General features: G+C 53.7%; 24 protein-coding genes and 1 tRNA gene. 8 read left to right on the top strand and 17 right to left on the bottom strand.

Annotated features, from left to right (window positions below; genetic code table 11):
* The first annotated feature begins 2 nt into the window (after nt 1-2).
* Nucleotides 3-788, top strand: coding sequence for an amino acid ABC transporter ATP-binding protein (locus WBY09_RS10140; protein WP_040823744.1), 786 nt, complete (start codon nt 3-5; stop codon nt 786-788).
* A 135-nt stretch (nt 789-923) separates the two neighbouring features.
* The gene (locus tag WBY09_RS10135) at nt 924-1,742 is read left to right on the top strand and encodes an ABC transporter ATP-binding protein (protein WP_336232660.1); all 819 of its coding nucleotides are present in this window, start codon (nt 924-926) and stop codon (nt 1,740-1,742) included.
* Nucleotides 1,743-1,774: 32 nt separating this feature from the next.
* Here WBY09_RS10135 and WBY09_RS10130 read toward each other — a convergent pair whose 3' ends face one another.
* The 8 genes from WBY09_RS10130 to WBY09_RS10095 form a co-directional block, all read right to left on the bottom strand.
* On the bottom strand, nt 1,775-2,539 hold the full coding sequence (locus WBY09_RS10130; RefSeq protein WP_008890742.1) for a DeoR/GlpR family DNA-binding transcription regulator: 765 nt from the start codon (nt 2,537-2,539) through the stop codon (nt 1,775-1,777).
* 201 nt (nt 2,540-2,740) lie between these two features.
* Nucleotides 2,741-4,081 (bottom strand): thymidine phosphorylase, encoded by a 1,341-nt coding sequence (gene deoA / locus WBY09_RS10125; protein WP_336232658.1) that lies wholly within the window; start codon nt 4,079-4,081, stop codon nt 2,741-2,743.
* 59 nt (nt 4,082-4,140) lie between these two features.
* Nucleotides 4,141-4,947, bottom strand: coding sequence for a purine-nucleoside phosphorylase (locus tag WBY09_RS10120; RefSeq protein ID WP_336232657.1), 807 nt, complete (start codon nt 4,945-4,947; stop codon nt 4,141-4,143).
* On the bottom strand, nt 4,944-5,357 hold the full coding sequence (locus tag WBY09_RS10115; protein ID WP_008890745.1) for a cytidine deaminase: 414 nt from the start codon (nt 5,355-5,357) through the stop codon (nt 4,944-4,946). The genes WBY09_RS10120 and WBY09_RS10115 overlap by 4 nt, the downstream gene beginning before the upstream one ends.
* 109 nt (nt 5,358-5,466) lie before the next feature.
* Nucleotides 5,467-6,438, bottom strand: coding sequence for an ABC transporter permease (locus WBY09_RS10110; RefSeq protein WP_197147555.1), 972 nt, complete (start codon nt 6,436-6,438; stop codon nt 5,467-5,469).
* Nucleotides 6,438-7,556, bottom strand: a complete 1,119-nt coding sequence (locus WBY09_RS10105) for an ABC transporter permease (RefSeq protein WP_197147556.1) — start codon at nt 7,554-7,556, stop codon at nt 6,438-6,440. Before WBY09_RS10105 ends, WBY09_RS10110 begins: the two co-directional genes overlap by 1 nt.
* Complete coding sequence (locus tag WBY09_RS10100) at nt 7,553-9,136, bottom strand: ABC transporter ATP-binding protein (RefSeq protein WP_414716640.1); 1,584 nt, start codon at nt 9,134-9,136, stop codon at nt 7,553-7,555. Before WBY09_RS10100 ends, WBY09_RS10105 begins: the two co-directional genes overlap by 4 nt.
* 43 nt (nt 9,137-9,179) lie before the next feature.
* A complete protein-coding gene (locus WBY09_RS10095) occupies nt 9,180-10,175 on the bottom strand; it encodes a BMP family lipoprotein (protein ID WP_197147557.1) in 996 nt (331 codons plus the stop codon).
* Nucleotides 10,176-10,797: 622 nt separating this feature from the next.
* On the opposite strand from WBY09_RS10095, the gene WBY09_RS10090 reads away from it, so the two are divergent.
* From WBY09_RS10090 to WBY09_RS10080, 3 genes are all read left to right on the top strand, one after another.
* A complete protein-coding gene (locus WBY09_RS10090; protein ID WP_336232654.1) occupies nt 10,798-12,390 on the top strand; it encodes a bifunctional metallophosphatase/5'-nucleotidase in 1,593 nt (530 codons plus the stop codon).
* 158 nt (nt 12,391-12,548) lie between these two features.
* Nucleotides 12,549-13,496 carry a carbohydrate kinase family protein gene (locus WBY09_RS10085; protein ID WP_336232652.1) on the top strand — a complete coding sequence of 316 codons (948 nt, stop codon included), beginning with the start codon at nt 12,549-12,551 and terminating at the stop codon, nt 13,494-13,496.
* A gap of 97 nt (nt 13,497-13,593) precedes the next feature.
* The gene (locus WBY09_RS10080) at nt 13,594-13,836 is read left to right on the top strand and encodes an Lrp/AsnC ligand binding domain-containing protein (RefSeq protein WP_063089733.1); all 243 of its coding nucleotides are present in this window, start codon (nt 13,594-13,596) and stop codon (nt 13,834-13,836) included.
* Between the two features lie 90 nt (nt 13,837-13,926).
* Here the strand turns inward: WBY09_RS10080 and WBY09_RS10075 are convergent, their stop codons facing one another.
* Nucleotides 13,927-14,397 (bottom strand): hypothetical protein, encoded by a 471-nt coding sequence (locus WBY09_RS10075; protein WP_336232650.1) that lies wholly within the window; start codon nt 14,395-14,397, stop codon nt 13,927-13,929.
* A gap of 353 nt (nt 14,398-14,750) precedes the next feature.
* Here WBY09_RS10075 and WBY09_RS10070 point away from each other — a divergent pair, with 353 nt between their 5' ends.
* Together WBY09_RS10070 and WBY09_RS10065 are read left to right on the top strand one after the other, a co-directional pair.
* Nucleotides 14,751-15,530, top strand: a complete 780-nt coding sequence (locus WBY09_RS10070; RefSeq protein WP_336232649.1) for a GNAT family N-acetyltransferase — start codon at nt 14,751-14,753, stop codon at nt 15,528-15,530.
* A 65-nt stretch (nt 15,531-15,595) separates the two neighbouring features.
* The gene (locus WBY09_RS10065; protein WP_296994642.1) at nt 15,596-16,408 is read left to right on the top strand and encodes a lysophospholipid acyltransferase family protein; all 813 of its coding nucleotides are present in this window, start codon (nt 15,596-15,598) and stop codon (nt 16,406-16,408) included.
* A 5-nt stretch (nt 16,409-16,413) separates the two neighbouring features.
* Here WBY09_RS10065 and WBY09_RS10060 read toward each other — a convergent pair whose 3' ends face one another.
* Both WBY09_RS10060 and WBY09_RS10055 read right to left on the bottom strand, forming a co-directional pair.
* Nucleotides 16,414-17,274: a cupin-like domain-containing protein gene (locus WBY09_RS10060; protein ID WP_336232648.1), complete on the bottom strand. Its 861-nt coding sequence runs from the start codon at nt 17,272-17,274 to the stop codon at nt 16,414-16,416.
* 286 nt (nt 17,275-17,560) lie between these two features.
* Nucleotides 17,561-17,653 (bottom strand) — tRNA-Ser (locus WBY09_RS10055).
* A 282-nt stretch (nt 17,654-17,935) separates the two neighbouring features.
* Here WBY09_RS10055 and WBY09_RS10050 point away from each other — a divergent pair.
* Nucleotides 17,936-18,157: a hypothetical protein gene (locus WBY09_RS10050; protein WP_008890757.1), complete on the top strand. Its 222-nt coding sequence runs from the start codon at nt 17,936-17,938 to the stop codon at nt 18,155-18,157.
* A 157-nt stretch (nt 18,158-18,314) separates the two neighbouring features.
* Here the strand turns inward: WBY09_RS10050 and WBY09_RS10045 are convergent, their stop codons facing one another.
* From WBY09_RS10045 to WBY09_RS10020, 6 genes are all read right to left on the bottom strand, one after another.
* Complete coding sequence (locus WBY09_RS10045; protein WP_336232646.1) at nt 18,315-19,493, bottom strand: MFS transporter; 1,179 nt, start codon at nt 19,491-19,493, stop codon at nt 18,315-18,317.
* A gap of 49 nt (nt 19,494-19,542) precedes the next feature.
* Nucleotides 19,543-20,574, bottom strand: coding sequence for a GlxA family transcriptional regulator (locus WBY09_RS10040; protein WP_336232644.1), 1,032 nt, complete (start codon nt 20,572-20,574; stop codon nt 19,543-19,545).
* 135 nt (nt 20,575-20,709) lie between these two features.
* Nucleotides 20,710-22,398 carry a hypothetical protein gene (locus tag WBY09_RS10035; protein ID WP_063089746.1) on the bottom strand — a complete coding sequence of 563 codons (1,689 nt, stop codon included), beginning with the start codon at nt 22,396-22,398 and terminating at the stop codon, nt 20,710-20,712.
* Nucleotides 22,399-22,651: 253 nt separating this feature from the next.
* Complete coding sequence (locus WBY09_RS10030; protein WP_082923541.1) at nt 22,652-23,248, bottom strand: PqiC family protein; 597 nt, start codon at nt 23,246-23,248, stop codon at nt 22,652-22,654.
* Nucleotides 23,245-24,924: a PqiB family protein gene (locus WBY09_RS10025; protein WP_336232641.1), complete on the bottom strand. Its 1,680-nt coding sequence runs from the start codon at nt 24,922-24,924 to the stop codon at nt 23,245-23,247. The genes WBY09_RS10030 and WBY09_RS10025 overlap by 4 nt, the downstream gene beginning before the upstream one ends.
* Entirely contained in the window at nt 24,921-26,246 is a 1,326-nt protein-coding gene (locus WBY09_RS10020; protein WP_286792100.1) for a paraquat-inducible protein A, read from the bottom strand. Before WBY09_RS10020 ends, WBY09_RS10025 begins: the two co-directional genes overlap by 4 nt.
* Nucleotides 26,247-26,301: the final 55 nt, after the last annotated feature.

Below are 26,301 nucleotides of genomic sequence, written 5' to 3'. Positions count from 1 at the left end.
CAATGACTGTAGCAACTGAACCCACTACCGGCGCTGTGCCTCCTCCGTCCAAAGAGGATGTCATCACCGTCAACAAGATGAACAAATGGTATGGCAATTTCCATGTTCTTCAGGATATTGACCTGTCTGTTCGCAAAGGTGAGCGTATCGTTATCTGCGGCCCGTCCGGCTCAGGTAAATCGACGCTGATCCGCACCCTGAACCGCCTTGAAACCTATCAAAGCGGTGAAGTCTACGTCGATGGCATTTTGCTTGGCGACGATGTCAAAAACATCGAAGCCGTGCGCCGCGAGGTCTGCATGGTGTTCCAGCACTTCAACCTTTTCCCGCACATGACCGTGCTGGAAAACCTGACGCTGGCCCCGATCTGGGTTCGCAAGATGCCCAAGAAGCAAGCCAACGAACTGGCCATGCATTACCTTGAGCGTGTGCGAATTGCCGAGCAGGCCCACAAATTCCCGGGTCAGCTTTCCGGCGGTCAGCAGCAGCGTGTGGCGATTGCCCGTTCGCTCTGCATGCAGCCGAAAATCATGCTGTTTGATGAACCGACCTCGGCGCTTGACCCGGAAATGGTCAAGGAAGTTCTCGACGTGATGGTCGAGCTCGCCAAGGAAGGTATGACCATGCTTTGCGTAACCCACGAGATGGGCTTCGCCAAAGAGGTCGCTGACCGTGTGATCTTTATGGATGCTGGCCAGATCGTCGAAATGGCTGGTCCGAAGGAGTTCTTTGATAACCCGAAAAGCGATCGTACAAAGCTGTTCCTCAGCCAGATCCTGTCGCATTAATCGGCTATCAAACACCCGATCTTTGCAAAACGGCCCCCATTTGCGGGGCCGTTTTCATTTTTGTAAAAATGATCCTTGCCCAGACCGGCGCAATTGCCGAAACTCGGCCCAACACGTTCATCATCCGGATTGCCAATGACCACGCCTGAAACCAGCTCCGCGACCCATCCGGCCTTTATCTCGGTTGAAAATCTCAGCAAACGGTTTGGCGACAAGCTTGCCCTTGATGATGTCAGATTGCATCTTCCCAAGGGCGAAACCATGGCCATTATTGGTCCGTCTGCCGCAGGCAAAAGTGTCCTGATGAAATGTCTGGTTGGGATTTACGGGGCCGATGCTGGCAAGATCCTGTTGGATGGCGATGATGTCAGTCAAACCAATGCACCCAAACGCGCCGCATGGGCCGAACGCATTGGCATGCTGTTTCAGCAAAATGCCCTGTTTGACAGCCTGAAGGTTTGGGAAAACATCTGCTTTCGTCAGATTGAAACCGGTACTCTTAGCCGCAAGGAGGCCCGGGAACGTGCCCTTGATCTGTTGGGTCTTGTCGGTCTGGCATCCGAAAGTGCGGATCTAACGCCAAGTGATCTGTCTGGCGGCATGCAAAAACGCGTTGGTGTCGCAAGGGCGATTTCCACCGATCCGGCGATCCTGTTGCTGGACAATCCGACCGCCGGACTTGATCCGGTTCTGTCGAACCATATCGAACGCATGATTGGCAAGATTGCAGAACAACGCGGGACCACGGTGATATCAATCACCAACGATATGCACATTGCCCGCACCCGCTATCAGAACCTGATGATGATGCATGACGGCAAAGTCTATTGGGCAGGTAAAACCAAAGATATCGATGACGCACACAATGCGCATCTGACCCAGATGCTGAACGGATCGTCACAGGGCCCGATCACCATGCGAACTGGCAAACGCGAAGACCACGTCTATAGCTAACGGCGCAAACAACACCCTGCCCCGTGCTGGAACTAGTTGGCTGTATAGACCGAAACGTCGGCTTCGCGGATCACATCGGCCCAAACCGGCCCAGGATGACGATCGGTAAACAGAGCGTCGATTTCGGAAAGATGTCCCAGACGGACCATCGCACGACGACCGAATTTTGATGCATCTGTGCACAGGAATGTTTGGCGTGCGTTGGAAATAATCGCCCGCGCGACGCGCACTTCACGATAATCGAAATCCATCAGGCTGCCATCCTCATCGACGCCGGATATCCCGACAATCGCGTAATCGACCTTGAACTGGTTGATGAAATCAATGGTGGCCTCGCCGATGACACCGAAATCGCGCTGTCGCACAACGCCGCCAGCAATGATCACTTCAAATCCCTGATTGGCAGCACAGATTTCTGCAACATGCAGGTTATTGGTAATGATCTTAAGGCTTTTATGGCCGAGAAGCGCATGTGCGACTTCTTCGTTGGTCGTTCCAATATTGATAAAAAGAGACGCGCCTTCGGGGATATGTTGCGCCACCAGCTTTGCGATCTCGCGCTTGCTGCCAAGGTTTAGAACCTGACGGTCGGTATAGGCGGTATTTTCGGTGGTCGAGACACTGGCAGCCCCGCCGTGATAGCGGGCAATCAGGCCTTCTTCGGCCATTTCATTGATGTCGCGTCGGATGGTTTGTGGCGTGACAGAAAAATGTTCGGCAAGGGTATCAATGGTCATAAAGCTGTTGGAGGCGACAAGCTCCAAAATCTCTCTACGACGCCGATCCAGTTTCCCCATGCCTCTCTCCTTCTGTTTTCAATTTTCATCTTTATTGGAAAATTTTCATTCCTGATCAAAATGCTTTCTCTTGAGCCATTTGGCAAGCCTTGTCCGCCGAAAGCGAAATGCTCGCAGAACGCCGGCGGCGAACTTCGTTAAGAGCAGAAAACAAAAAAGCCGGGTTTCATTCCCGGCTTTTTGCTTTTGACTTGGTGACAATCACGCCTTTTTGCGTGCCACGATCCGCTCACGAACTGCTGGCTCGGTACCTGTCGGATCGACATCCCCCTCGCCGATCACAATCGCTTCACGCAGCAAGGCGGTTGCTTCTTCAAGCTGTGCCTCGTCTCGGGTATGGGCCAGGCAAATTGGTGTCTCGGCCGATACCGGCTGCCCAACCTTGATGAAATCGGTAAAACCTACCGCAAAATCGATCTTCTGGTCTGCCCGCGTGCGCCCGCCTTTAAGCGACACCAGCGCAAGACCAACCTTTCTGGCATCCATCGAAAGAACACGTCCGGTCTTGGCGGCTGTTACCGTGTTTATCATCGGGGCGGCTTCAAGATACTTGTTGGTGTTTTCGACAAAGTCCGCAGGACCACCAAGACTTGATACCATCTTGCCAAAGGTGTCGGCTGCCTTGCCGCTTTCAAGTGCCTCTGTTGCCATACGCAGACCATCGGAAACGTCGGCCGCCACACTACTAACGGTCAGCATTTCTGCCGCCAGCGCCATGGTGACGTCATAGACACGCTGTTCCTGGTGCTTTCCGGTCAGGAAGTCGATCGCTTCCTGCATTTCAAGTGCATTGCCAACTGTGTCACCCAGCACCTGTTCCATATCGGTCAGAAGTGCGACCGTGGGAACGCCATTGCGGGTGGCAACTTCGGTGATGCTTTCGGCCAGTTCGCGGGCGCGCTCATACTCGTTCATAAAGGCGCCGGAGCCGAATTTCACATCCATGACAAGGCTATCAAGCCCGGCTGCCAGTTTCTTTGACAGGATGGACGCCGTGATCAACGGGATGCTCTCGACCGTCGCAGTCACGTCGCGAATGCCATAGAACCGTTTGTCCGCCGGTGCCAGATCGGCTGTCTGCCCGATAATGGCACAGCCGACTTCACGGGTGACCTTGGCGAATTCGTCAAGACTTGGTGTGGTGCGATAGCCCGGAATGGAGTCAAACTTGTCCAGCGTCCCACCAGTATGGCCAAGGCCACGGCCGGAAATCATCGGCACGAACGCCCCGCAGGCACCAACAATCGGGCCCAGCATCAGGCTTACCTTATCGCCAACGCCGCCGGTCGAATGCTTGTCCACCACCGGTCCTTCAAGGCCAAGCGCCTTCCAGTCCAGAACCGTACCGCTATCGCGCATATTGCGCGTGAGCGCCGCGCGTTCGTCCATGGTCATGCCATTAAAGAACACTGCCATGGCAAGGGCGGCAACCTGCCCTTCGCTGATGCTGTTATCTGTGATGCCCTTGACGAAAAAGGCGATCTCAGCGTCTGTCAGAACTTCGCCTTCACGTTTCCGGCGAATGATTTCTTGGGGCAGCATGTGCTGTCTCCTGCGCACGTGTCGTTAAATCAAATCAGACGCTTTGAAGTCACACGACTTCAGGAAGCGCTTGAAAAATATTGCAGTAATATCTTGATAAGATTGGCCGAACCGACTTTCGACATTTCCAATGTCTGCTCGTGACTAAGCGGTGTCGCACTCATGCCAGCGGCCAGATTGGTGATGTTTGAAACCGCGGCCACCTTGAATCCAAGACGGCGGGCCAGAATGTTTTCCGGGACGGTCGACATACCCACCGCATCCGCGCCAAGAATCTTGAGCGCACGAATTTCAGCTGGTGTTTCAAAGCTTGGTCCGGTGCACCAGCAATAGGTTCCCTCAAACAGTTTGATGCCAAGCTTGGCCGCCGCACCATGCAGGCCAGACCCGATTTCAGGATCATAAGGCACATCCATGCCGACAAAACGGTCGTTTCCGTAATAACCGATCAATGGATTGGGACCAAACAGGCTGATATGATCGGTGATCAGCATCAGACTGCCCGGTACGGCCTCAGGGATCAGTGAACCGGCAGCATTGGTCAAAAGCAGACGTTCCGCGCCAAGTTCGCGCAGAATTTCAAGCGGTTCGGCCATCAGATCCGATCGGCCATGCTCGTAATAATGCGCCCGCCCCTGCATTACAGCGACCGACACACCGCCAATACGGCCAAGAACAAGTGTCCCGCCATGTCCGACCACGGTCGGGCGCGGGAACCCGGGGAGTTCTTCATAGGCAATGCTGATCGCATCACTTACGGCGTCAACCACACCACCAAGGCCGCTACCAAGAACCAATGCAACTTCTGCCTTGAAACCCGGCGCCTTGGCGGCAATGACATCAAGCGCTGCTTTTACGTTGCTCATTTTAGGTTCTCCGGCCCGAAGGAATGCGGAATAAGTTCTTCACGGCTGAGCGTCAGAAGTGTTTCACCGGCATCATTGATGATAAAGATGGTCGCATCCGGACCGGTAAATTCGCGGATCTTCTGGCGGCACCCACCACACGGGGTACAGGCGATATCGCCCAGCCCGACAACGACGATCTCGTCAAAACGGGTTTCCCCTGACAGTACCATTGCCGAAATCGCGCCGGCCTCGGCACAGACGCCTTCGGGATATGCCGCATTTTCAACATTGCAGCCTGAAATGACCTTGCCCTCAGTCGTGCGCAACGCAGCACCGACAAAGAAGTTCGAATAAGGCGCATATGCCTTGTCACGAGCCGCAAGAGCCGCGTCAATCAGATCGCGCGGAGCCTGTTTATGAGCAACCATTTGTTTGATCCTGTTTTGATTACCTATCGCGCCTGACCAAAGCGCACATTTTTGGAAAAGTGGTTCGGGACTGCCTGTATGATAGGCCGAGACCCGAACCACGAAAAGCTTAGCGTTCCTTGACGTATGCCCGCCCAAGCGCCTTTGGCGGAATGGCGCGGCCAATGAAGCCGGCCAGAAGAATGACCGTCAGGATATAGGGCAATGCCTGCACCAATTGGACCGGAACTTCGCCGATACCGGGCAGAACGACACCCTGCAAACGTGTGGCCGCCGCATCCAGGAAGCCAAACAGCAGACAGGCTGCCAATGCCGGGAACGGACGCCACTTGCCAAACACCATCGCGGCCAGCGCGATATAGCCTTTGCCTGCGGTCATGTCTTGGAGGAAGGATGCGCCCTGTGCAGTTGAAAGATAGGCGCCTGACATGCCAACAAGCACGCCGCTGCAAATCACGGCGCGATAGCGCATCGCGACAACGCCAATGCCGGCCGTATCAACAGCCCCCGGGTTTTCACCAACCGCGCGCAGACGCAAGCCAAACCGGGTGCGATACATCACCCACCAGGCTGCCGGAACGGCAAGGAAGGCGACATAAACCAGTATATTATGACCGCTTAGCAGTTCCGAATAGATCAGGCCCAGAACCGGAACGTCCTGAACGGCGTCGGCACCCGGGAACGTGATCGGCTGGAAACGCGATCCTTTATCAAGCGCTGGCGTTTTGCCGCCCTGTGCAAAAAGTGCAATCCCGACAAGGGCGGTCAGACCCGACATCAGGATATTGATCGCCATCCCCGAAACCACCTGGTTGCCCTTGTGCGTGATGCATGCAAAACCATGCAGAAGCGAAAGCGCAATCGTGGTTGCAATCGCGGCCAGTAGCCCGACCCACGGGCTTCCGACATAAAATGCAACCGCAGCAGCCGAAAACGCACCGCCCAGCATCATGCCTTCAAGGGCAAGGTTAATTGTCCCGGACCGTTCGGAAAACATCCCGGCCAAGGCCGCAAGAATAAGCGGTGTCGAGGTCCGCAGCGTCGCATCAAACAACAGGATAATTAGCTGAAATGTATCCATTACGCGGCCTCCCCGGCATCCTGGCGCAGACGCCAGGCTGTATAGATCTTTGTCACACGCGGACGGAACATGTGTTCCATCGCACCGGTAAACAGGATGACAAGCCCCTGAATAACCACAACCATGTCATTCGAGATGGTCGGAATTTCAAATGAAAGCTCCGCCCCGCCCTGATAGAGCATCCCAAACAACAATGCTGCCAAGAAGATGCCAAATGGATGGTTGCGCCCCATCAGCGCCACAGCGATGCCGACAAAGCCATACCCGGCGGTAAAATCAATCAGCAGGCGGTGCTGAACACCCATGACTTCGTTTAGCGCCACGAAGGATGACAGCGCACCTGAGATCATCATCGCAATGATAATAAAACGCCCGGGTTCAAGCCCGGCATAGGTTGCCGCCACCGCATTGGCACCGACTGTCCGGATGGCATAGCCCCAACGGGTATGCCAGATAAACAGCCAGACCATGACGCTGATGACGATGGCATAGACAAATGACAGGTTCAGCGGGCTTGACGCCATATCAATGCCCAGCGCGCCTGCAATGTCATGAATGAATGGCAATCGCAAATGTTCGGCGATCTGTTCGCTTTCGGGCGTCATCGAGCCTTCCGGACGAAGCACATTGACCAGCAGATACACCATCAGCGATGAGGCGATGAAGTTGAACATGATCGTCGTAATAACGACGTGCGATCCGCGACGCGCCTGCAAGTAGGCCGGGATATAAGCCCACGCCGCGCCAAAAATCATCGCCGCCAACATCGCCACAACCAGCATGATCGGGAATGGCAGGAAGTCGAGATAAAGGGCTGCCAAAGTTACACCAAGGCCACCGATATAGGCCTGCCCTTCGGCACCGATGTTAAACAGCCCGCAATGGAACGCGACGGCAAAGGCAAGGCCGGTAAAGATGAAGTTGGTGGTGTAATAAAGCGTATAACCCCACGCCTCTTCATAGCCAAACGCGCCATAAAGCAGGATTTCAACCACCTGAACCGGGTTTTCACCAATCGCCAGAACCACAAGCCCGGACACAACAAGAGCAAGCAGCAGGTTCAGTAAAGGTAATGCGCCAACATCAATCCAGCGCGGCAGTTCGACAGTCTTGCTCATGCCTGCCCCTCCGCTGCCTTGGCTTCATTTGGGTCAACGCCCGCCATCATCAAACCAAGCACGCGTTCGTTGGCCTCGGACGCAGCGACTTCACCAATGATGGCACCATCGCACATCACCAGAATGCGGTCGGCAAGCGACATAATCTCGTCAAGCTCCACTGACACCAGAAGGACGGCTTTGCCAGCATCCCGCATGGCGACAATACGTTTGTGAATGAATTCAATGGCACCGATATCGACACCACGGGTCGGCTGGCCCACCAGAAGCAATTCCGGATCACGCATGATTTCACGCGCCAGAACAAGCTTTTGCTGATTGCCGCCCGAGAAATTGGCAGCTTTCAAATCCGGATTGTCCGGACGAACGTCAAATTCCGACATCATATTGGCTGTGGCAGCTGAAATAGCATCCCAATCCAGAAGCCCGCCCTTTTGATAGGCAGGATCATCTTCATAGCCAAGAATGGCTGCCTCTTTGGCTGAAAAGGCCGTGACCATTGCCATGCGATGGCGATCCTCGGGCACATGCGCGACACCGCGACGACGGAGCTCTGCGGCATCTACCCCTTTACCGGGCGTTACATCTTGCCCGTTCAGTTCCACGGTCCCTTCGCTGGCAGATCTGATTCCACCAAGCGCTTCAAGCAGTTCGCTTTGCCCGTTACCGGATACCCCGGCAATGCCGACGATTTCGCCTGCGCGCACCGTAAAGGTCGCATTTTTGACCTTGCGAACGCCCTGCGCATTATCAACGCAAAGATTATCGACTTTCAGCACCGTTGCCGCCGGATTGGCTTCACCTTTTTCCAAGCGCAACAATACCTTACGGCCGACCATTAATTCCGATAGTTCTTCCGGGCTGGTTTCGGCTGTCTTGCGATGTGCCACCATTGCGCCTTGGCGCATGACGGAAACATTGTCCGTTGCGGCCATGATTTCGCGCAGTTTGTGGGTAATCAGAACAACCGTCTTGCCCTGTTCTTTCAGGGTATCAAGAATTCTGAAAAGATGATCTGCTTCTTGGGGTGTCAGAACACCGGTCGGCTCATCCAGAATAAGAATTTCCGCCCCGCGATAGAGCGCTTTTAGGATTTCCACACGTTGCTGGAGCCCGACCGAAAGATCACCCACCGTGGCATCGGGATCGATGTTGAGCGAATATTCGCGTTCAAGACGTTTGAGTTCTTCGCGTGCCTTTTGCACACCATCGCGCAGAACAGCACCGCCTTCGACGCCAAGAATAACGTTCTCAAGCACCGAGAACGTCTCAACCAACATGAAATGCTGGTGAACCATCCCGATCCCGACCGCAATCGCGTCTTCTGATCCGTTGATTTCACAGAGCTTGCCATCGACGTGAATGGTTCCTGCATCGGCCTGATAAAAGCCATACAGAATACTCATCAGGGTCGATTTACCAGCCCCATTTTCGCCCACGATTCCGTGGATAGTTCCTTTGTCGACCTTAAGGTCGATTTCTTTATTGGCATGTACCGCACCGAACCGCTTGTCTATACCGCGCAGTTCAATAGCGGGTTGCACGGCACCGGTTTCCCCGGCGCCGTGCATTTGATGCATCGTATCCGACACGACAAATCCCCGATTTGCTTTGACGTCTGCCTTACATTGGGCAGGCGCTATCGCTCATGTAATCGTGTACTTCAAGGTTACCGGAAATGATTGCTTCCTTGGCCTCGGCAACGGCTGCTTTCATTTCGTCGGTGATCAGGCTTTCGTTGTTTTCATCAAGTGCCCAATCAACGCCGCCCTCTGCAAGACCCAGAATGGTCAGGCCCTGCTCCCAGGTATCGTTGGCAGCAGCCTCGAAAGCTTCGTAAACAGCAACGTCAACGCGTTTCAGCATAGACGTCAGAACCGAACCCGGATGCAGGCCGTTCTGGTTGGAGTCCACACCAATACCGAGTTTACCGGCATCTGCAGCAGCCTGAAGCACACCAACGCCAGTACCACCTGCAGCATGGTAAACAACATCTGCACCACGGTCGAACTGCGATTTCGCAAGTTCACCACCCTTTACCGGATCGTTCCAGGCCGCACCGGTGGTACCGGTCATGTTCTGGAAGACTTCCGCATCACCGTTCGAATACTTCACGCCCTGTGCGTAGCCGCAGGCGAATTTGCGGATCAGCGGGATGTCCATACCACCAACGAAACCGACTTTGCCGGTTTCAGATGCCATAGCCGCCAGAACACCGACAAGGAACGAACCTTCATGTTCCTTGAAAACCACCGACTGAACGTTCGGCAGGTCTACAACCATGTCAACAATGGTAAATTTGGTTTCAGGGAATTCTTTAGCAACTTTTTCAAGTGCAGAAGCCTGGGAAAAACCAATCGCAACAATCGGATTCATGCCGCGGCGCGCAAAGTTGCGCATTGCCTGCTCGCGCTGTGAATCGTTCTGGATTTCGAAGTCACGATACTCAGTACCGGTATCTTCCTTGTACTTCTCGGCACCCGTGTATGCCGCCTGGTTGAATGAGCGGTCAAAACGACCACCAAGATCGTAAACCACAGCCGGATTGATTTCTGCAGCCGAAGCAACGCCTGCATAGCAAGCAACAGCCGCGACCACCGAGGTCAGAAGCTTTTTCATTCCGATGCCCTTCTTTGTTTGAATTCTGATTATCTTTCCGCCAATGCCCATCTTGTTTGGCGGAACTCCCTCATCGAAAACACATGTCTCGCAACATAAGCAAAGCGGCGTTGGTCAAGGACCAATGCAGCGCAGTTTGGCATGCTGCGAATGCTCATGGTAACTACAAAATATAGTGCCCTGTAAATAGCTGAGCACGCAACACGTTGCACAGACCTGTCCACTTGGTCAGCACCAATGCACTACAACCGGAACTTCAAATCGCATATCTGCGGGGTTTCCCTTAGTTTCGGACCAATCAGGCTCAAACCTGAACCAACCTTTTCTGCACGTTAATTTATCTTTGTCGATACGCGTAAATGGCATCAAATCGGGACCATTGAACCTCGAATGACTGAAATTGGTGCGTTTCCGATTCTTCCCGACATAAATGAACCGGTGCGGACCTAAGACCACAACCGATGTGTAATTTTAACCACACCGTCAACAACCGGACATACCGTTCGCGAAAGTTTGGTGCTAGCATTCCGCGGGGCAAAGATTTTCCGACCCACAGATTTGCGTTTTCATACTTTCCCTCCCGATCGGGACAGGAAGAGTGGATTATTGTTGGAGAACAGGAATGAAAAGAACAATTGCAGGGCTGCTGTCGGCCTGCACCATGCTGAGCCTTGGTGCCGGAAGCGCGTTGGCCGATTATGATTTGCGTCTGATCCATACCAATGACGTTCATGACCGCGTTGAATCGGTCACAAAATACAATAACACCTGCAGTGCCGAGGATGATGCAGAAGGCAAGTGCTTTGGCGGCTACGGCCGTCTTGCCACAGCCATTCGTCACGCCCGTGCCGAAGGCGGCAATGTTCTGGTTGTCGATGCAGGTGATCAGTTCCAAGGGTCCCTTTACTATTCGACCTACAAGGGTTCGCTGACGGCGGAGCTGATGAACCTTGTTGATTATGATGCAATGGCGGTTGGCAACCATGAGTTTGATGATGGCCCGGACGTTCTGGCAAGCTTCATCAAAAAAAGCCTTACCCCCATTTTGTCGGCCAATATCGAAGCGACCACGGATGGGCTGAACGAACTGATCAAACCTGAAACCATCATCACGGTTGGCGGTGAACGCATTGGTATCGTCGGGCTGACAACGCCGGAAACCGCCGATATTTCAAGTGCGGGTCCGAACATCAAGTTCAATGACCTTGCGCAATCACTGCAAAGCTCGGTCGATCGCTTGACCGCCCAGGGCATCAACAAAATCGTCGCACTCAGCCATTCGGGCTCATACGCCGATTTTGAGTATGTCAGCGATGTTACTGGTGTTGACGTGATTGTCGGCGGTCATGATCATCTTCTGTTTTCCAACAGTGATGACAAGGCATCCCATCCCTACCCGGTCGTCAAAAATGGTGCCGATGGCAAACCTGTTCTGATCGTCCAGGCGTATGCCTACAGCCGTTATCTTGGCGATCTGAATGTCACATTTGATGATGCCGGTGTGGCAACCGCATGGTCGGGTGATCCGATTGCCCTTGATGCCAGCATCAAACCGGCCGAGGATGTTCTTGCCGTTATCTCTGAAGCCAGCGGTCAGGTTGATGCCGTTCGCACCCTTGAAGTTGGCAGCTTCACGGCACCTGCAGATGGATCGCGCGAAATCTGCCGCAAGATGGAATGTTCCATGGGTTCGTTGGTTGCCGATGCCATGCTCTGGAAAGCTGGCGATGACTATCAGATCGCCATTCAGAACGGCGGCGGTGTGCGTGCAAGCATCGATGAAGGCACGGTTACCATGGGTGAAGTCCTGACGGTTCTGCCGTTCCAGAATGCGCTGGCAACCTTCAAGCTTTCCGGCGCTGATATCGTTGCATCGCTTGAACATGGTGTATCGCTTGTCGAGGAAGGCAAAGGCCAGTTTCCGCAGGTTGCGGGCCTGAAATTTGACCTTGATCTGTCGCAACCTGCCGGATCGCGTGTTTCAAACGTCATGGTTGCCGATGGCAACGGCTTCGTACCGATCGAGGCTGGCAAAATGTATGGCGTCGTTTCCAACGACTTCATGCGCAATGGCGGTGATGGCTACGCCCTGTTCCGGGATAATGCCGAAGATGTCTATGACTTCGGACCGAACCTTGAGCAGGCTGTTGCCGACTATATCGGGCTTAACTCGCCACTGACCCCAACGACCAAGGGCCGCATCAATCTGAAATAAAAAGGTTTTCTGAGTGATCAAGCGAACGAAAGGCAGTCCGTTACGGACTGCCTTTTTTGTTTTCCTTGCCTTCATGCGCGCTTGAGGCTTATCAACATCGCTTACAGCACATGTCCGTCACTTGCGTGACGTGCCACGACAAAGAGCACCCGTTCTCTATGACGACTAATGCCAACATTCTTTGCTTTGGTGCCGCCCATTTCGACCGCACCCTGCAATGTACCGAGACTTTTGTCCCTGCTGCCTCGAACCCGGTTCGGACATTGCATCGCAAACCTGGCGGTGTCAGCCGCAACATTGCGGTGCATCTTCGGCTTCTGGGCAATAATGTCGCGATGCTTGGTGCTGTCGGGGATGACGGGGATGGCGATCAGGTGATCGAGGCGCTGTCCGAACTTGGGATCGATACCCGCCATCTGATGAAGATCAGTGGCATGGCAACGGCCGGTTACACGGCCCTTCTTGATGAAACCGGCGAACTCGCGCTCGGCATGATGAATGCCGAGGTCTATGACCTGCTGACCATTGATCGCCTTGAACCGCATCTGGCAAACCTTCAGGCACGGCCCTGGTGGTTGGTTGATGCGAACCTGCCAACCGAAAGCATCATGTGGCTTGCCGAAAACAAACAGACGACAAAATTGTGCGCAGCTACCGTTTCGCCCAGCAAGGCAGTACGGTTCAAGCCGGTGCTTGATAAACTGGACCTGCTGATTGCCAACCGTGCAGAAACACGCATCCTGACCGGTATCGAGATCAACGATCTTGTGCAGGCGAAAGTCGCGGTCGAGCTTTTGCGCGGCAAGGGTATCCCAGATGTCGTGATCACGCTTGGTGCCCAAGGGGTTGTCTCCTCGTCGGCATCGGGGACGGCGTTCTGGCATCCGTTGCCCACCAAGGTCAAGGACGTCAATGGTGCGGGTGATGCCTTCTATTCCGGTTTTCTGTCGGCTTACTCGAAACCGCATACAAGCTTTGACGATGCAATGGCATCGGGCCTCGCGATGGCCAGCCTGACGGCAGAAACCGAGGGCACCACTGTTTGGGATCTGACGCTGGACGCGGTCACGGAACGCGCGGCAAAGGCCGAAAGCAAAGTCCTTTGACCCAAAGGGGCCAAACCAAGATCCTGCTTGATGATTGCATGGATCATGCAACGCAGGTAGCTTGTCCTGAATTCAACATCAAACCGGAGCCGATCCGATGCATCCATTTTTCATCTTTGTGAAATGTGAACTTGGCAAAGCCTATGACGTCGCAGCAGCGCTTGTTGAAGAAGTCGAAGGCGTTTCCGAAGTCTATTCCATCTCCGGCCCGTTTGAATTGTTGGTCAAGGTATATATTGATGATGGACAGGATATTGGGCGCTATGTGAACGAAAGTATCCACAAGCTGCCTCATATCAAGGATACGCAGACCATCATTACCTTTAACGCCTTCACCTGATGGCCAAACGGCAAACAAACCAAGCTTGCAGAACCAAAAGCGGCGCCAATCGGGCGCCGCTTTCTTTCTGTCGGATGCAGGCAACGCAACTTAGTTCCTGGCAACATCCCGGATCACATCAAGAATGATCTCGGTCCCCTTTTCGATCAGCACAACATCGTCGCCAACGATCTGACGCAGCGCGCCGTCCGTGCGCGCAGGAAGTCGTGAAATCAGGTTATCGGGTAAATCGCGTTTGGCGATGCCGGGCGGCAAGGTACCACCGCGCTCAAGCTTCATGGCAATACCGGGCGGCAAGCCTTTGTTGCCTTTGCCCTTGTTACCCTTGTTCTTTTTGTCGCTATCTTGGTCAGTCTGCCCGGTCGCAACATCAAGCACATCGCGAATAATGCGCCGTTCCTCATCACTAAAAATGCCACCACCTTGGGCAAGTTCGACGACAGTGTGATGATGTTCCTGATTAGCCGCATGTGACTGTACAGGTGCTGTCAGAGCAAGACTGGCTCCGACAAGAACAAAACCGGTCGTAATTTCTTTGACCCAGCTGGTTGTGAACGGCATGGCGACCTCTGTCATCGTGAAAAACATCCAAACTCATGTGGGGACTTTGCCCAAAATTGCGACAAGCCCAATAAGGATAACGTTTCACCGGCCACCTTTATGCCACACAGCAGAGAATATTTTTCTGGATTGGTCACAGTGCAAATCACGGCAATACCAGATGACGCATTTGACCTTGTCATCAATACGCCTTGGGCTTTTCAATCCGCGACGGTGTTCACCCGAAAACACTGGTCAATTTAACGCTATCATATTGTTTTCATAGACAGTTCATTATGTGATACAAATCACTCTGTCATCGCGAAAAGCGACGGCAACCAAGTTTCATTAGAACAACAGAATTAATTTCCAATATGGCATCCGGTAGATTTTCTGTTCATCTTGCCAAGACCAAACAAGACCTGAAAGCGGCGCAAAAACTTCGCTTTGAGGTCTTCTTTGGCGAATTTCACGCCAAAGCCATGACCGAGCAACACTCGGCCGGCCTTGATAGCGATAAATTCGACGCGTTCTGCGAACACCTGCTGGTCGTGGATAATGAAAATGACAAGAAAGTCATCGCCACCACCAGATTGCTGCTTTCGCAACAGAAACCCGCAGATCTGTCATACATCGCGCAGGAAGAGTTCTCTATTCCCCTGCTTGACGCCGTGAAAGACAACTGCATGGAAGTCGGCCGGTCCTGTGTTCACAAGGACTATCGCGATGGCAAGGCCATTCAGCTTCTGTGGCGCGGTATCACCAAGCTGATTTTCAATCATGACATTCGCTATTTGTTCGGCTGTGCAAGCTTCCATGCGACCGATATCGACAAGATCGCCTACGAACTGTCATACCTGCATCACTACCGATTGGATGATGAACCTCATATTGCGCGCGCACTCGATTATCAGTCGATGGAACGCATCGCAAAAGACGACATTGATCCGGACGAGGCACTTGCGAAATTGCCACCCTTGATCAAAGCCTACTTGTCACTGGGAGGCGTTGTTGGCGATGGCGTCGCACTTGATCCCGATTTCAAGACGCTTGATGTATTGATTACAGTCGATGTCGCCAAGGTTCCCGACCAATACTACAGATTCTACAAAAAGCAGGCTGATCGCCTTGATCTCACACCTCTAAACACGTGAGTGCGATTACTGTTAAAAGAAACATCCGTGACGTCAAACAAGGGTTTTCAAGCGCTTTGGACCAGATGGCAACACCCCACATCACTGCACCGATCACACCAGCACAGCACGTGAAGGCAGGGCTAAAATTCACGACGCTGATGGTCTGGCTGTTTGCGATGCTGATCCCTTTCTTGATCCTTGAAGGTCTCAAGCTCCGGGCCAGTTCCCAGATTGTCCGCATCTGGCATCTTGGTGCCCGCAAGATCACCGGCATTAAGGTCGAAGTCACCGGATCGCCAAGCGAAACACTTCCTTTGCTGCTGTTGGGGAACCATACGTCTTACCTCGACATTCCGGTGATCAACGCGCTGTTCACCGTTAATTTCATCGCCAAGTCCGAAGTTCGCAGTTGGCCGGGGATCGGGTTCCTTGCGCGTTGTTGCCAAACCATTTTTGTTGAACGTCGGGCCATCAAATCCCACGAACAGATCAAGATCCTGCGCGACAAGATCCTGCCCGACCGCAGGCTGGTTCTGTTTGCCGAAGGGACAAGTACGGATGGAAGTGTCGTCCTGCCGTTCAAATCGTCGCTGATGGAATTTGTGTTTGATGAAAAGATTGCTGAAGTTTGCCACGTTCAGCCGATAACCGTTTTATGCCTGAAAGACAGCGCGAGTGGATCTTCGCCAGAACCGGAAACGGTTCTTTACCCGTGGTTTGACGACACCACCCTTGCCTTCCATTTCTGGCGGTTCATGGCAACGTCGGGCTGTACCGTCAAAGTCCATTTCAGTCCAAGCCGTCCGGTATCCGAATTTGACAACCGCAAGGAACTGACGCGATGGGCCCATGCTGGGGTTCAAAACGGCTATGACATCATCCTGAAAAAGGCATAATCAGCTTACGCCTTGCGCGCCCGGGCGTGTGCCCAGTCTTCCTTCATCTGATACCACTTCTTCTCGCCAATCATCTTGCCGAGATACTGGTCAATGACCTTGAGCTTGAAGATGCTGGCAAGACCCGCCGCACGCGCAGGCCAGGTTTCCGGCAAGGCGCGCAATGTCAGGCTGATGCCAGCCGTGCTGTATTCGATGAAATGCCACCAGCGGCTGGGGATAAAGATGGTATCGCCGGGCTCCAGAATGCATTCATAGCCGTGAATATCCTTAAGCTTGGGATAGCGTTCCAGATCCGGGTTTCGAAAATCAATATTGCACGAAACAGTCAGCGGATGCTGATACAGGTGCCGTCCGTTCTCGCTTCCATACAGGATCACACGTTTGGTGCCGGTCATCTGCGTCAGAAAAACATGGCTGTGATCCAGATCGTAATGAATATCGACATACGCGTCCTGACCACCAACAAACAGGAATGGATGATTTTTCAGGAACGTGACGCCCAGGTCAGGATATGAAAAATCCTCGCGCAGTTGTGGCATATGCTTGAACACATTGAACAAAAACATGCGAAGAGGTGTCGGCCCCGCCTGAATAAGATCAAGATATTCGCCAAAGGGCATGCTTTGGGTTGAATCGAGATAGTCGTTGTCCGAGTTCGCAAATGCCTCGCTGTAAAGCGGCACCTCGACATCGCCACAGCCCTGCTTCAGGTAGTCATAAGACCACTTTTCCAATGCAGGCCAGTTTGCGGCGAAACTGCGCATGATGACGGGACGTTTGGGCTTAAGATACTGGACAATAAACTCTTCTCGGCTCAGATCATCTCGTCGATCAATGCTCAGATAGCTTAACTGGCTCGTCATTCCGGCCCCGTCTGTTTTCTTGTTTTGCTGCACACCAGAACGCTCAAGCCCTTTTTCTGTTCCACCTTCGGCTTGGAGCTTTTCAGATAGATCATAGGAAACAGCCGAAATCAAGCTGGCTGCGCCGATGGCGATATGTACTAAACAGTTGTAATTTTTGATCTCTTGCGATGAGCCAACGTGATTTGGGAACGGATCTGGCCTCACCATGATCAATCGCGTCGGCCGCGGCCCAAATGCGCGGGCTCGAAACGAAAAAAGCACCCTTTTGGGGTGCTTTAATCAATGGCGGGCAAGGAGGGATTCGAACCCTCGATAGGGCTTTTGACCCTATACTCCCTTAGCAGGGGAGCGCCTTCAGCCACTCGGCCACTTGCCCTTTATGTCCTTGGTGTTCCCTGCGGAACGACGCCTTTCTTAAACATCGCCATGGCGCATGTCAATGCCCGAAACCGGCGTTAAGGTCGTTTTCTTTTTAACAGTCCTGCCAAATAAAACCAGCAGCTTTTTGACTGCATTGCTCACTGCATTTCACGGTTGATTGGGAAAAGAGTCTTCAAACCATCACATGGCTGTCATCGGATAGAAAAAAACAGCTGTCATAACGGTGTGGTCGATTGGTTTTTCACCGTCTTTTGACGTAAATGCTGGTTGGAGAAAAATGCGTACGATCTATCAAAGCACGGATGATCTCGGTCATACCCTTCGCGCCCTCAAGATGACCAAGGAAGGTCATAACGACCCTGTTTACATGGGGCTGGTCATTCAGGACCGCGAAGTCCTGTTCCGCACCCGCGAAAACAGTTCACGCGATTTCGTTTTGCAGAAGATCAAGGAATTCGTCGCAGGCAACGCGACAAGTTTGGTATCCCAACCGGCCTGATGGCCGGTTTTTTATTGCCTGTACACATGAACCCGACCCGTTCGCGTCCATCCCGAACGGCTTGGGGTGCAAGCGACTTCAGTCGCGCCGGGGCGGCGATCCCCGTTCGCCCTGCAACTTCACCGCCGGTCGTCTTGACCGGCGGTTTCTTTTGATTTCATACGCCTGCGGTTGCTTGCTTTGCGGCATATCCCCGCCACATCAAAATCAGTGCAACACCCAAAACGGGCAGCACACCAAAGTTGATCAGGCTCCAACCGGCACCCGCGATCAATGCCCCGCTGGCAATTGTGGCGACTGTCGCCGTCCCACTGTTGCCAAGCTCCATCAGGCTTTGAGCATGCCCGCGTTCCGCCGCATCATGCCCCTCGCCCAGCATCGTCGTCGCTGCCAACAGCATCATGTTCCAGCCAATCCCCAGAAGGAACGAACTGATCAGAAAAGCGGCAATCGAAATGCCCGAGACGGCAACGCCAACACTTATTACCAGCGCAAACGCCCCGAATGATGCGACCCGGCGTGGCCCAAACCGGTCGATCATTGGCCCGGCAACGAAGGCCGGCAAGAACATCCCGATCAAATGCCAGCGGATCACGTTGGCCGAAACATCCACATCAAATCCACAATATTTCATCGCAAGCGGTGTCGCTGTCATGACCAGGACCATAATACCCTGCCCGGCGGCACTGATGGCGATTGCCCCGCGAATGACTGGGCGACGCAACAGACTGGACATGACTGCCCTGCTCGACCCGGCACGTTGCGGAATGCCACCATCTGGCAACATGATCATCAAGGATGCACCCAAGGCCGCCAGACCTGCCAGTGCCACGTAGGCCCCGGCAAACGGAACCGGGAACATGCCTTGGCTGGCAACAGCAATCTCCGGGGCAATTAGCGCGGCAAGAACACCCCCGCCCAGAACAAGGGCGGCAGCACGCCCCTTTTCGGATGGCGCGACAGTTTCCAGCGCCGCGTAACGATAATACATAGCCGACGCCTGATAGGTGCCAATCAGTGCGGCGGCAAGCGTCACCAGCCAGAACGAACCGATATAAATGCCGTAAGCCACCATCAAGCCACCCAAAACCCCAAAGAGTGCCCCGACAAACAACCCAACGCGTCGTCCACGACGCTGCATCAACATGGCAAGCGGATGAACAGATACGAGATTGCCGACCATAAGCAATCCAAGTGGCAAAGTTGCCATTGATGGCGCGGCGGCAAGCGACACACCGACAAGCGATGTCAGCGTAATGCCGATCAGTGAACAGGACCAATACAGCGCCTGTGCTAAGAAAAGCAGACGCAATGATCCATTGGTCAGCAACAACATGTTCCCAACTCCTGAAATTCAGACTGTGATGAAAGCCGTCAAACCGTCGCTAGTTTGCGGTGACTAATGATTTGCGGGCAAAGCGCTCCGCATATTCCTGGGGACTGACAGAAAGATGGCGCTGAAACGCCCGGCGCAGCGTTTCCGGATGACGGAAGCCACACAACTCGGCAACTTGCCCAATGGCAAGGGCTTCGTCCTGCAACAGCGCACGGGCGGCTTCTACCCGGACGCGTTCGACGTAACGCGCCGGGCTCATCCCCAGATCGCGCGCAAACACCCGTGAAAAAGTGCGCGGTGTCATCCCGGCACGTTCGGCCAGTGTTTCAAGTGACAAATCCTTGGCGATATTGCCGGGCAACCATTCAAGCAGATTTGCAAGCCGTGCTGTGGCACCTGTTTCAGGGATCAGGTAGGCACTGAACTGAGCCTGCCCGCCGGGCCGTTTGAGGAACATCACAAGCCTGCGTGCAACGGACAAGGCCAGGGCACGACCGAAATCCGCTTCGACGATTGCCAGCGCCAGATCAATCCCGGCGGTGACGCCAGCTGATGTAAAAACGTGCGGATCGCCATCCAAGCCCGCGGGATCATAGCTATGCAGCCGATCCCCCATCATTTGGATTGCCGGGTAATCCCGTGCCATTTGCTCACAACGCGACCAGTGGGTTGTGGCCATTTTGCCATCAAGCACCCCGGCCTCGGCCAGAATAAGTGCACCTGAACAGATCGACCCTAGCCGTGGCACGATGCCTTCGGCCTTTCTGACCCAATCAAGGATTTGCGGTTCTTTACATTCTGTCAGAACACCGACACCACCTGGCACCAGCAAGGTATCGACCGTTTCCAGATCAAGGTCGCGCCACGCCATATCGGCATATATTCGCACGCCACAGGATGTCCGTACCGGCCCACTCGCCCCGGCCACAACGATCCCTTCGTATCCTTGTGGCCGACCCAGCGCGGAAAGCTCGTCATTTGCCGAGCCAAACACCTGAAGCGGTCCGATGACATCGAGGCTCATGACACCATCAAAGGCATGGCAGGCGACTAATTTTGGGGTGTGGGGCGAGTTGGACATCATCGTAGCTCCTTGTCAGAGATACATGATGCCGAATTGCGGATGTGGCAACAATGACAAACACCCCACGAATCTTGCCAATCGGCTTTCGTGGGGTGTTTTGATCATTCAACGCCCAAAAAGGATGTATTCGGGTCAGAACCCGCTTCGTTGCAACAATGCATAGAAATCGCGGATCGTGCCTTCCTTGGTCGTCATGTCCTTGATGTCATCGACCAACTTGTCGGTAAAGTTGGGCTGTTTCAGATACCCGACGACCCTTTTACGTGCCATGGCAGCCGACTTGCCCTCAATCAGAACACCGCTTGAACAGAATTGAACCAGCATATAGGCGCGTTTGCGCAGGTGCAGGCTCGGATTATCGATGCGTTCAATCACCTTCTCGCGGACAAGATACTCTGCCAGTCCGTCATCAAGCTTGGCGCCGATTTCGGCCTTCTGCTCATCAGGAACGTTTGATGCCGCAAGCACGTCGTTCATATGTTTGACAGTCGCCATTTTGTCGCGTGGCTTGGCGTCCGGCTCACAGAACGCGCGCAAAGCACGCATATCACCAACAGCGTCGCGCATCATCTCATAGAGTTCGTCGGCAAAGTCTTCGACGATCCCGCTATTGGCGACCGCAATAAGCCAGGTCAGCTTCCGGAAGTTCGGGATCAGGCGACTATTGATTTCTGCAACACCTTCGATCAGCGCCCTTGGGCCGCCAACATTGCGCAGGCGGGCGCCGCGTTCGGCAATCGCGCTGACCATCGGCGTGCCATAAATCACGCCCTGCTCTGTGATCAGGCGTTCAAGGATACCGTCAAGCGGATCCGGATCGCTTTCGTGGCGTTGCAGGCTATTGGCACTGCGCAGTTCACGAACGATGTAATCAAACATCGCTTCCTGACTGTTGGCCAAAAGGCCGGACCCAAACAGCGGGTTCAGAAGTTCAAGAATGTCATCAGCAGCACCGCGATTTCCCTTTGCACGGCCAAGTGCGAGGTCAATGTGCAGGGTCACGGCTTCGCCAAAGCTGCGGGAACCGCCAAGCAGTTCCTTGAGTGCGACGGGAGAGCCGAGAATATCGGCAATCACGTCATCAATCATCTTACGGGCGGCTTCGTCCTTTTCATCGCCCTTAACCTTAAGCGCGAGGTCAAGTTTGCCAACCCAGTTACGGGTCGAGGACAGCACGCGCGTCAACGCAACCATGGTCAGGAAGTCGGTATCTTCCGCAAGGTTGAGGCGTCGGATTTCGTCACGCACTTCCGAAATGGTGGCGTCTTCGAATGCCGGAAGATCGACTTTTTCAACTTCTCGGGCGCGCGCAGAAAGCTGCTCAATCGCGCCATGAAGGTTGTTCATCGCCTCAATGTGATCGCCATCAGTCGCCTTGGCATGAAGCCCGGCAACCTTGTCAACCGCGGTCGGCATCAAAGTGTCATGGAACATCAACTTGCGAAGGTTCTGGTAATTGTACATTACCTCGCAAGGCGTCAGAATTTCCTGCTCGAAATATTTGCGCAGCAACCGGTTGATGGTCGCGCGGCTTTCTTTCTGCAAAAGGTCGTTATCCGTCTCGCACAACGGCGCTTCGTCGATCGAAGTTACCCGAACGTCATCGTCCTGGTCCTCGCCCGCGCCTTGTTTTTCGAGAAGTACTTTTTCAATATGACGACCGTCGCCGCGTTCCCAGTTACGAATAACGCGCACGGCAGAGATCTTGGTTTTCACAAGCTTTTCAGCTTCTGTAACCGCCTCCTGTTCGACATCAAATGTCGAATGGATTATCCAGCGATCCCCACGCTGGACCATAACTTCAAATGTCGTATCCGACATGACGCGCTCTGGCTCCCTAACTTCCTGTTTGGGCGGCATAAGTCTGCCGTTTAACTAGTCAGGCGCGTGTCCCAATTTTTATATTTATTCTTACTTATACTGCTATTCGGGTTCCTAAAACAATAGTTCGATGCAGATGTTTTATATACTTTCGGGTATTTCTTTAGAATTTCCTGAATTCCCCTGCCCTTCGAGCGGGAAATTCTGAAAATCAAACTGCGTATTTGCCCTTGAACCGTCATTTCGCGACGAATCACGGTATCCGCGCCGCAATTTCGGCCGTCAAATCGGCAAGCAGACTGCTCATGGCGATAACAGTGTTATCGAGTGTTTGATCGACTGGTGTGCTGACCTTGTCATACTTGGCCGCTGTGACGATTTCCCCACTTTGGAAATGCACAAGCTTCCAGCGCGCTGTCAGGTTAACATTGCCATCGGCCTGCCGTTCAAAACGGTCAATATCAACAACCACCTGCCATTCCACCATATCCCGTGAGTTCCAGGGAAAGACTTCCAACCGTGCTGCAACCCCGGTCCTGTCGAGGTTATCCATAAGAACACGATTGATGTTCTCGCCCAGTGGTTCGGCCCAGCGGTATCCGGAATTGACCTCCGGTCGATTGGCGGCACTGCGCGTGACGATCGTCGATCGGTCGAGATAGCTTGGAATTGTCACCGGCCCGACACCAATGACCGTCGTTTCACCGGGTGCCGGCGACACCGGCTGCACCATTGGTGACAGCAAATAATATTGGTCAGGAACCGAGGGTGACGCACAAGCGGCCAAAAGCGGTGCAACCAGCAGCACCCCCCATCTGGAGATCATTTTTCGGACTGTCTGTCGCATCATTTATTCTCCTCCGGGCCGCTCTTGCCAAGGATAAGGGCACTCGGGTTCTGTTCGAGGAAATCGGTCAGTTCACGCAGGGAACGCGCCGTCGCACCGAGTTCTTTCAGGGCCTGTTCAAGGTTGTAACGCACAGGTGACGTTGGCGCCGTGACATCGCGAACACCGCCAAGTGCCTCACGTGCTGCATCCAGTGCGGTCTGGGTTGCGGGTAACACACTCGCATCCAGATTGGTAACAAGCGTATTTATGCCCGCTGCGGCCTGTTGCAGGCTGATCATCCCGTTATTCAGGGCCGGCGACGTTACGATATTCTCCATGCCCTCCACGGTCCCAAGCAGGCGAATTCCGATTTCTTCAATCGGGAAGGTTTCGACCTTTTCAAGAAGACTGGTTAGCGAATTTGCAATTTCGTCCAGCTTTTGCGGCAATGTCGGAAGTTCCGGCAAATTGCCCTCTTGATTGCCAAGATAGCGCGCCGGGGAAACCGGATGCATGGACAGATCGACAAACAACTGACCCGTAATGAAACTTCCTGTCTTGAGGCGGGCACGCAGGCCATTATCAATCAGGGTTTCAATGGTTTCCTGCGGGTCAACATCCCCCAAGCGTCCACCGACGATGCTTACCCGTTCGGGTTCAAGTGTGACTTCAACCGGCACACGGAAGGCGTGCTGTGTGACGACATATTCAAGGTCGACACTTTCGACTGTCCCGACACGGATACCGTTAAATTCCACAGGTGCACCGCGCGAAAGCCCGCGAACCGAGGAATCGAAATAAAGCATGTAGCGCTGGCTGTATCCCTCGGCAAGCAGTTCGGCTTTCTCAAGGCTTTCATGCAGGCGGAATACCGTATCTGCGGTTGCCATTTCGTCGTTTTCATTTGCGGGCGGCGTATAAAAGTTGATCCCGCCCGCCAAAACAGAGCGAACAGACTGCGCGCGCACAGAAAAGCCTTCGGCATTCAGATCAAGGGCAATCCCGCTTGAATCCCAAAATCTGGTTTGGCGTTTAACAAGCGCATCGAAAGGTTTGCGGATAAATACGGGGATTGAAACACCATCCGCATTGGCATCCAGTTCGGTATCAAGCACCTCTCCGACCTCGATCCCGCGCAGAAGGACCGGTGTCCCCTCACCCAGGGAACCAAGTTCTTCTGCGGTCAGGACAAAACGCGTGCCGTTTTCTTCATCAGGGATAAATTGCGGCTCTTCCTCGCCAATAAATTGGCGTGCCTTTTCCCCCGACTTGTCCGGTATCACTTCAATGTAGGCCCCGGAAACAATGGTTTCCAAGCCGGTAATACCCCGCGCACTCACACGTGGACGCACAACCCAGAACCGCGTTTTATCTGTCAGGTAATCGCTGAAATCTGCGTTCATCCGGATCGTCAGAACAACATGTTCCATATCGTCGGCAAGATTGATGGCTGTTACCTGACCGACATCGACATCGCGATAACGCACGGCTGTCTTACCGGCAGATAGACCTTCTGCCGCTTCAAACGTCACGGTGATTTCAGGACCCTTTGAGACGATATCACGCCACAACAGCCAACCACCGACGATCAAGGCCACCAGCGGCACCAGCCAGATAATTGAAAAACGGCCCCAGCCTGTTCGGATGTCGGGCTTTTCCGGCTGTTGATCCGGTTCTGAACTTTTCGCGTCACTCATGACGGAATCCCCTGATTTTGAACGCGGTCATGATCTGTCTTCACTCTTGCCAATCTTGGTCGCTTGACCGTTTGCATACCGGCGCGATCCCAAATCAAACGCGGATCAAAGGCCATGGCCGACAGCATTGTCAAAATAACCACCCCACAGAATGCCACAGCCCCGAAACCGGGTTGAACTGTTGCGATATTTCCAAGTTTCACCAGTGCAGCAAGGATCGATACCATAAACACATCAACCATCGACCATCGCCCGATCAGCTCCGTGATACGATAAATCAATGTGCGCTCCTTGAGTGGACCAGACAACCCCAAGGCGGTCGCAATATAAACCCACCCCAACAGCAGGATTTTGATGATTGGCACCAGAATGCTTGCAGTAAAGACAACGATGGCAATTGGCCACTCTCCGGCCCGGACCAGCGCGCTGACGCCGGAAAGTATTGTGTCTGCCTCTGCCCGGCCAAGATACGTCACGGTCATGATCGGAAAGACATTTGCCGGCACATACAAAATGACAGCAGCCAGCAATAACGCCCATGAACGCGACAGGCTGCGTGGTTTTCGGTGATGCACCATCGCACCACAGCGCGGACAATGCACATTTTCATGCCCGCCGCCCAGAACAACCATGGAGCATGTGTGACAGGTCAGAAGTGCTCTGTCTTGCTGATCTGAACCTTGTTGGTTGCCAATATCTTCAGATGTCGAATAACGCAGGTTTGCCGGTGCCAACCGCCGCCAAACGTAGCGCGGATCAAGCGTGATATTCATCAGAAGAACCGTCGGGATCAGACAGCAAATCGCAAAAAACGCAGGACCGGCAATGACGTCAGCAAAATCCGTCAGCTTGGTCAAAGCCACCAGCAACCCGATCAGGAAGACATCCAGCATCGACCAGGGCCGGATGATCGCCAGAATGCGCCAGACCTGCTGCATGCCGGGCACTTGCCGGTTCAAGCTGATCGGCAGCAATACATAGATGTGCGCCGTAATCAGGACCAGCGGTGCCAGTACAGATGTGACGGCGACCATAATGGCCAAAAACGGAAACCCTTCACGCCAGAACGTCAGCACGCCACTGCTCAGTGTGTTGGTCTCAACCCGGCCTTCCATGGCAAAGGTCAATACCGGATAGCTGTTGGCAATCAAGAACAACAGAAAGGCCGTAACAGCCAGTGCCAACGGTTTGTCAAAGCGCACCTGTGCCGCGCGGTACAACGGCGATCCACATCGAACGCAATATGCGACACTGCCCGTCGGGATTTCTTCCTCGACATGGAGATAGTCGCAATTTTCACAGGCGATCAGTCGATGAGACATTGTTTTCCTGTCTTTACAATCCGTTATACGGACTGGTTCGCACATCAAAGTAAGC

Origin of the sequence: Thalassospira sp. CH_XMU1458 (genome assembly GCF_037027205.1) — a bacterium.
Classification (GTDB): domain Bacteria; phylum Pseudomonadota; class Alphaproteobacteria; order Rhodospirillales; family Thalassospiraceae; genus Thalassospira; species Thalassospira tepidiphila.
Note: the sequence above shows the minus strand (reverse complement) of the source record. Positions and strands in the feature narration are given on the sequence as shown.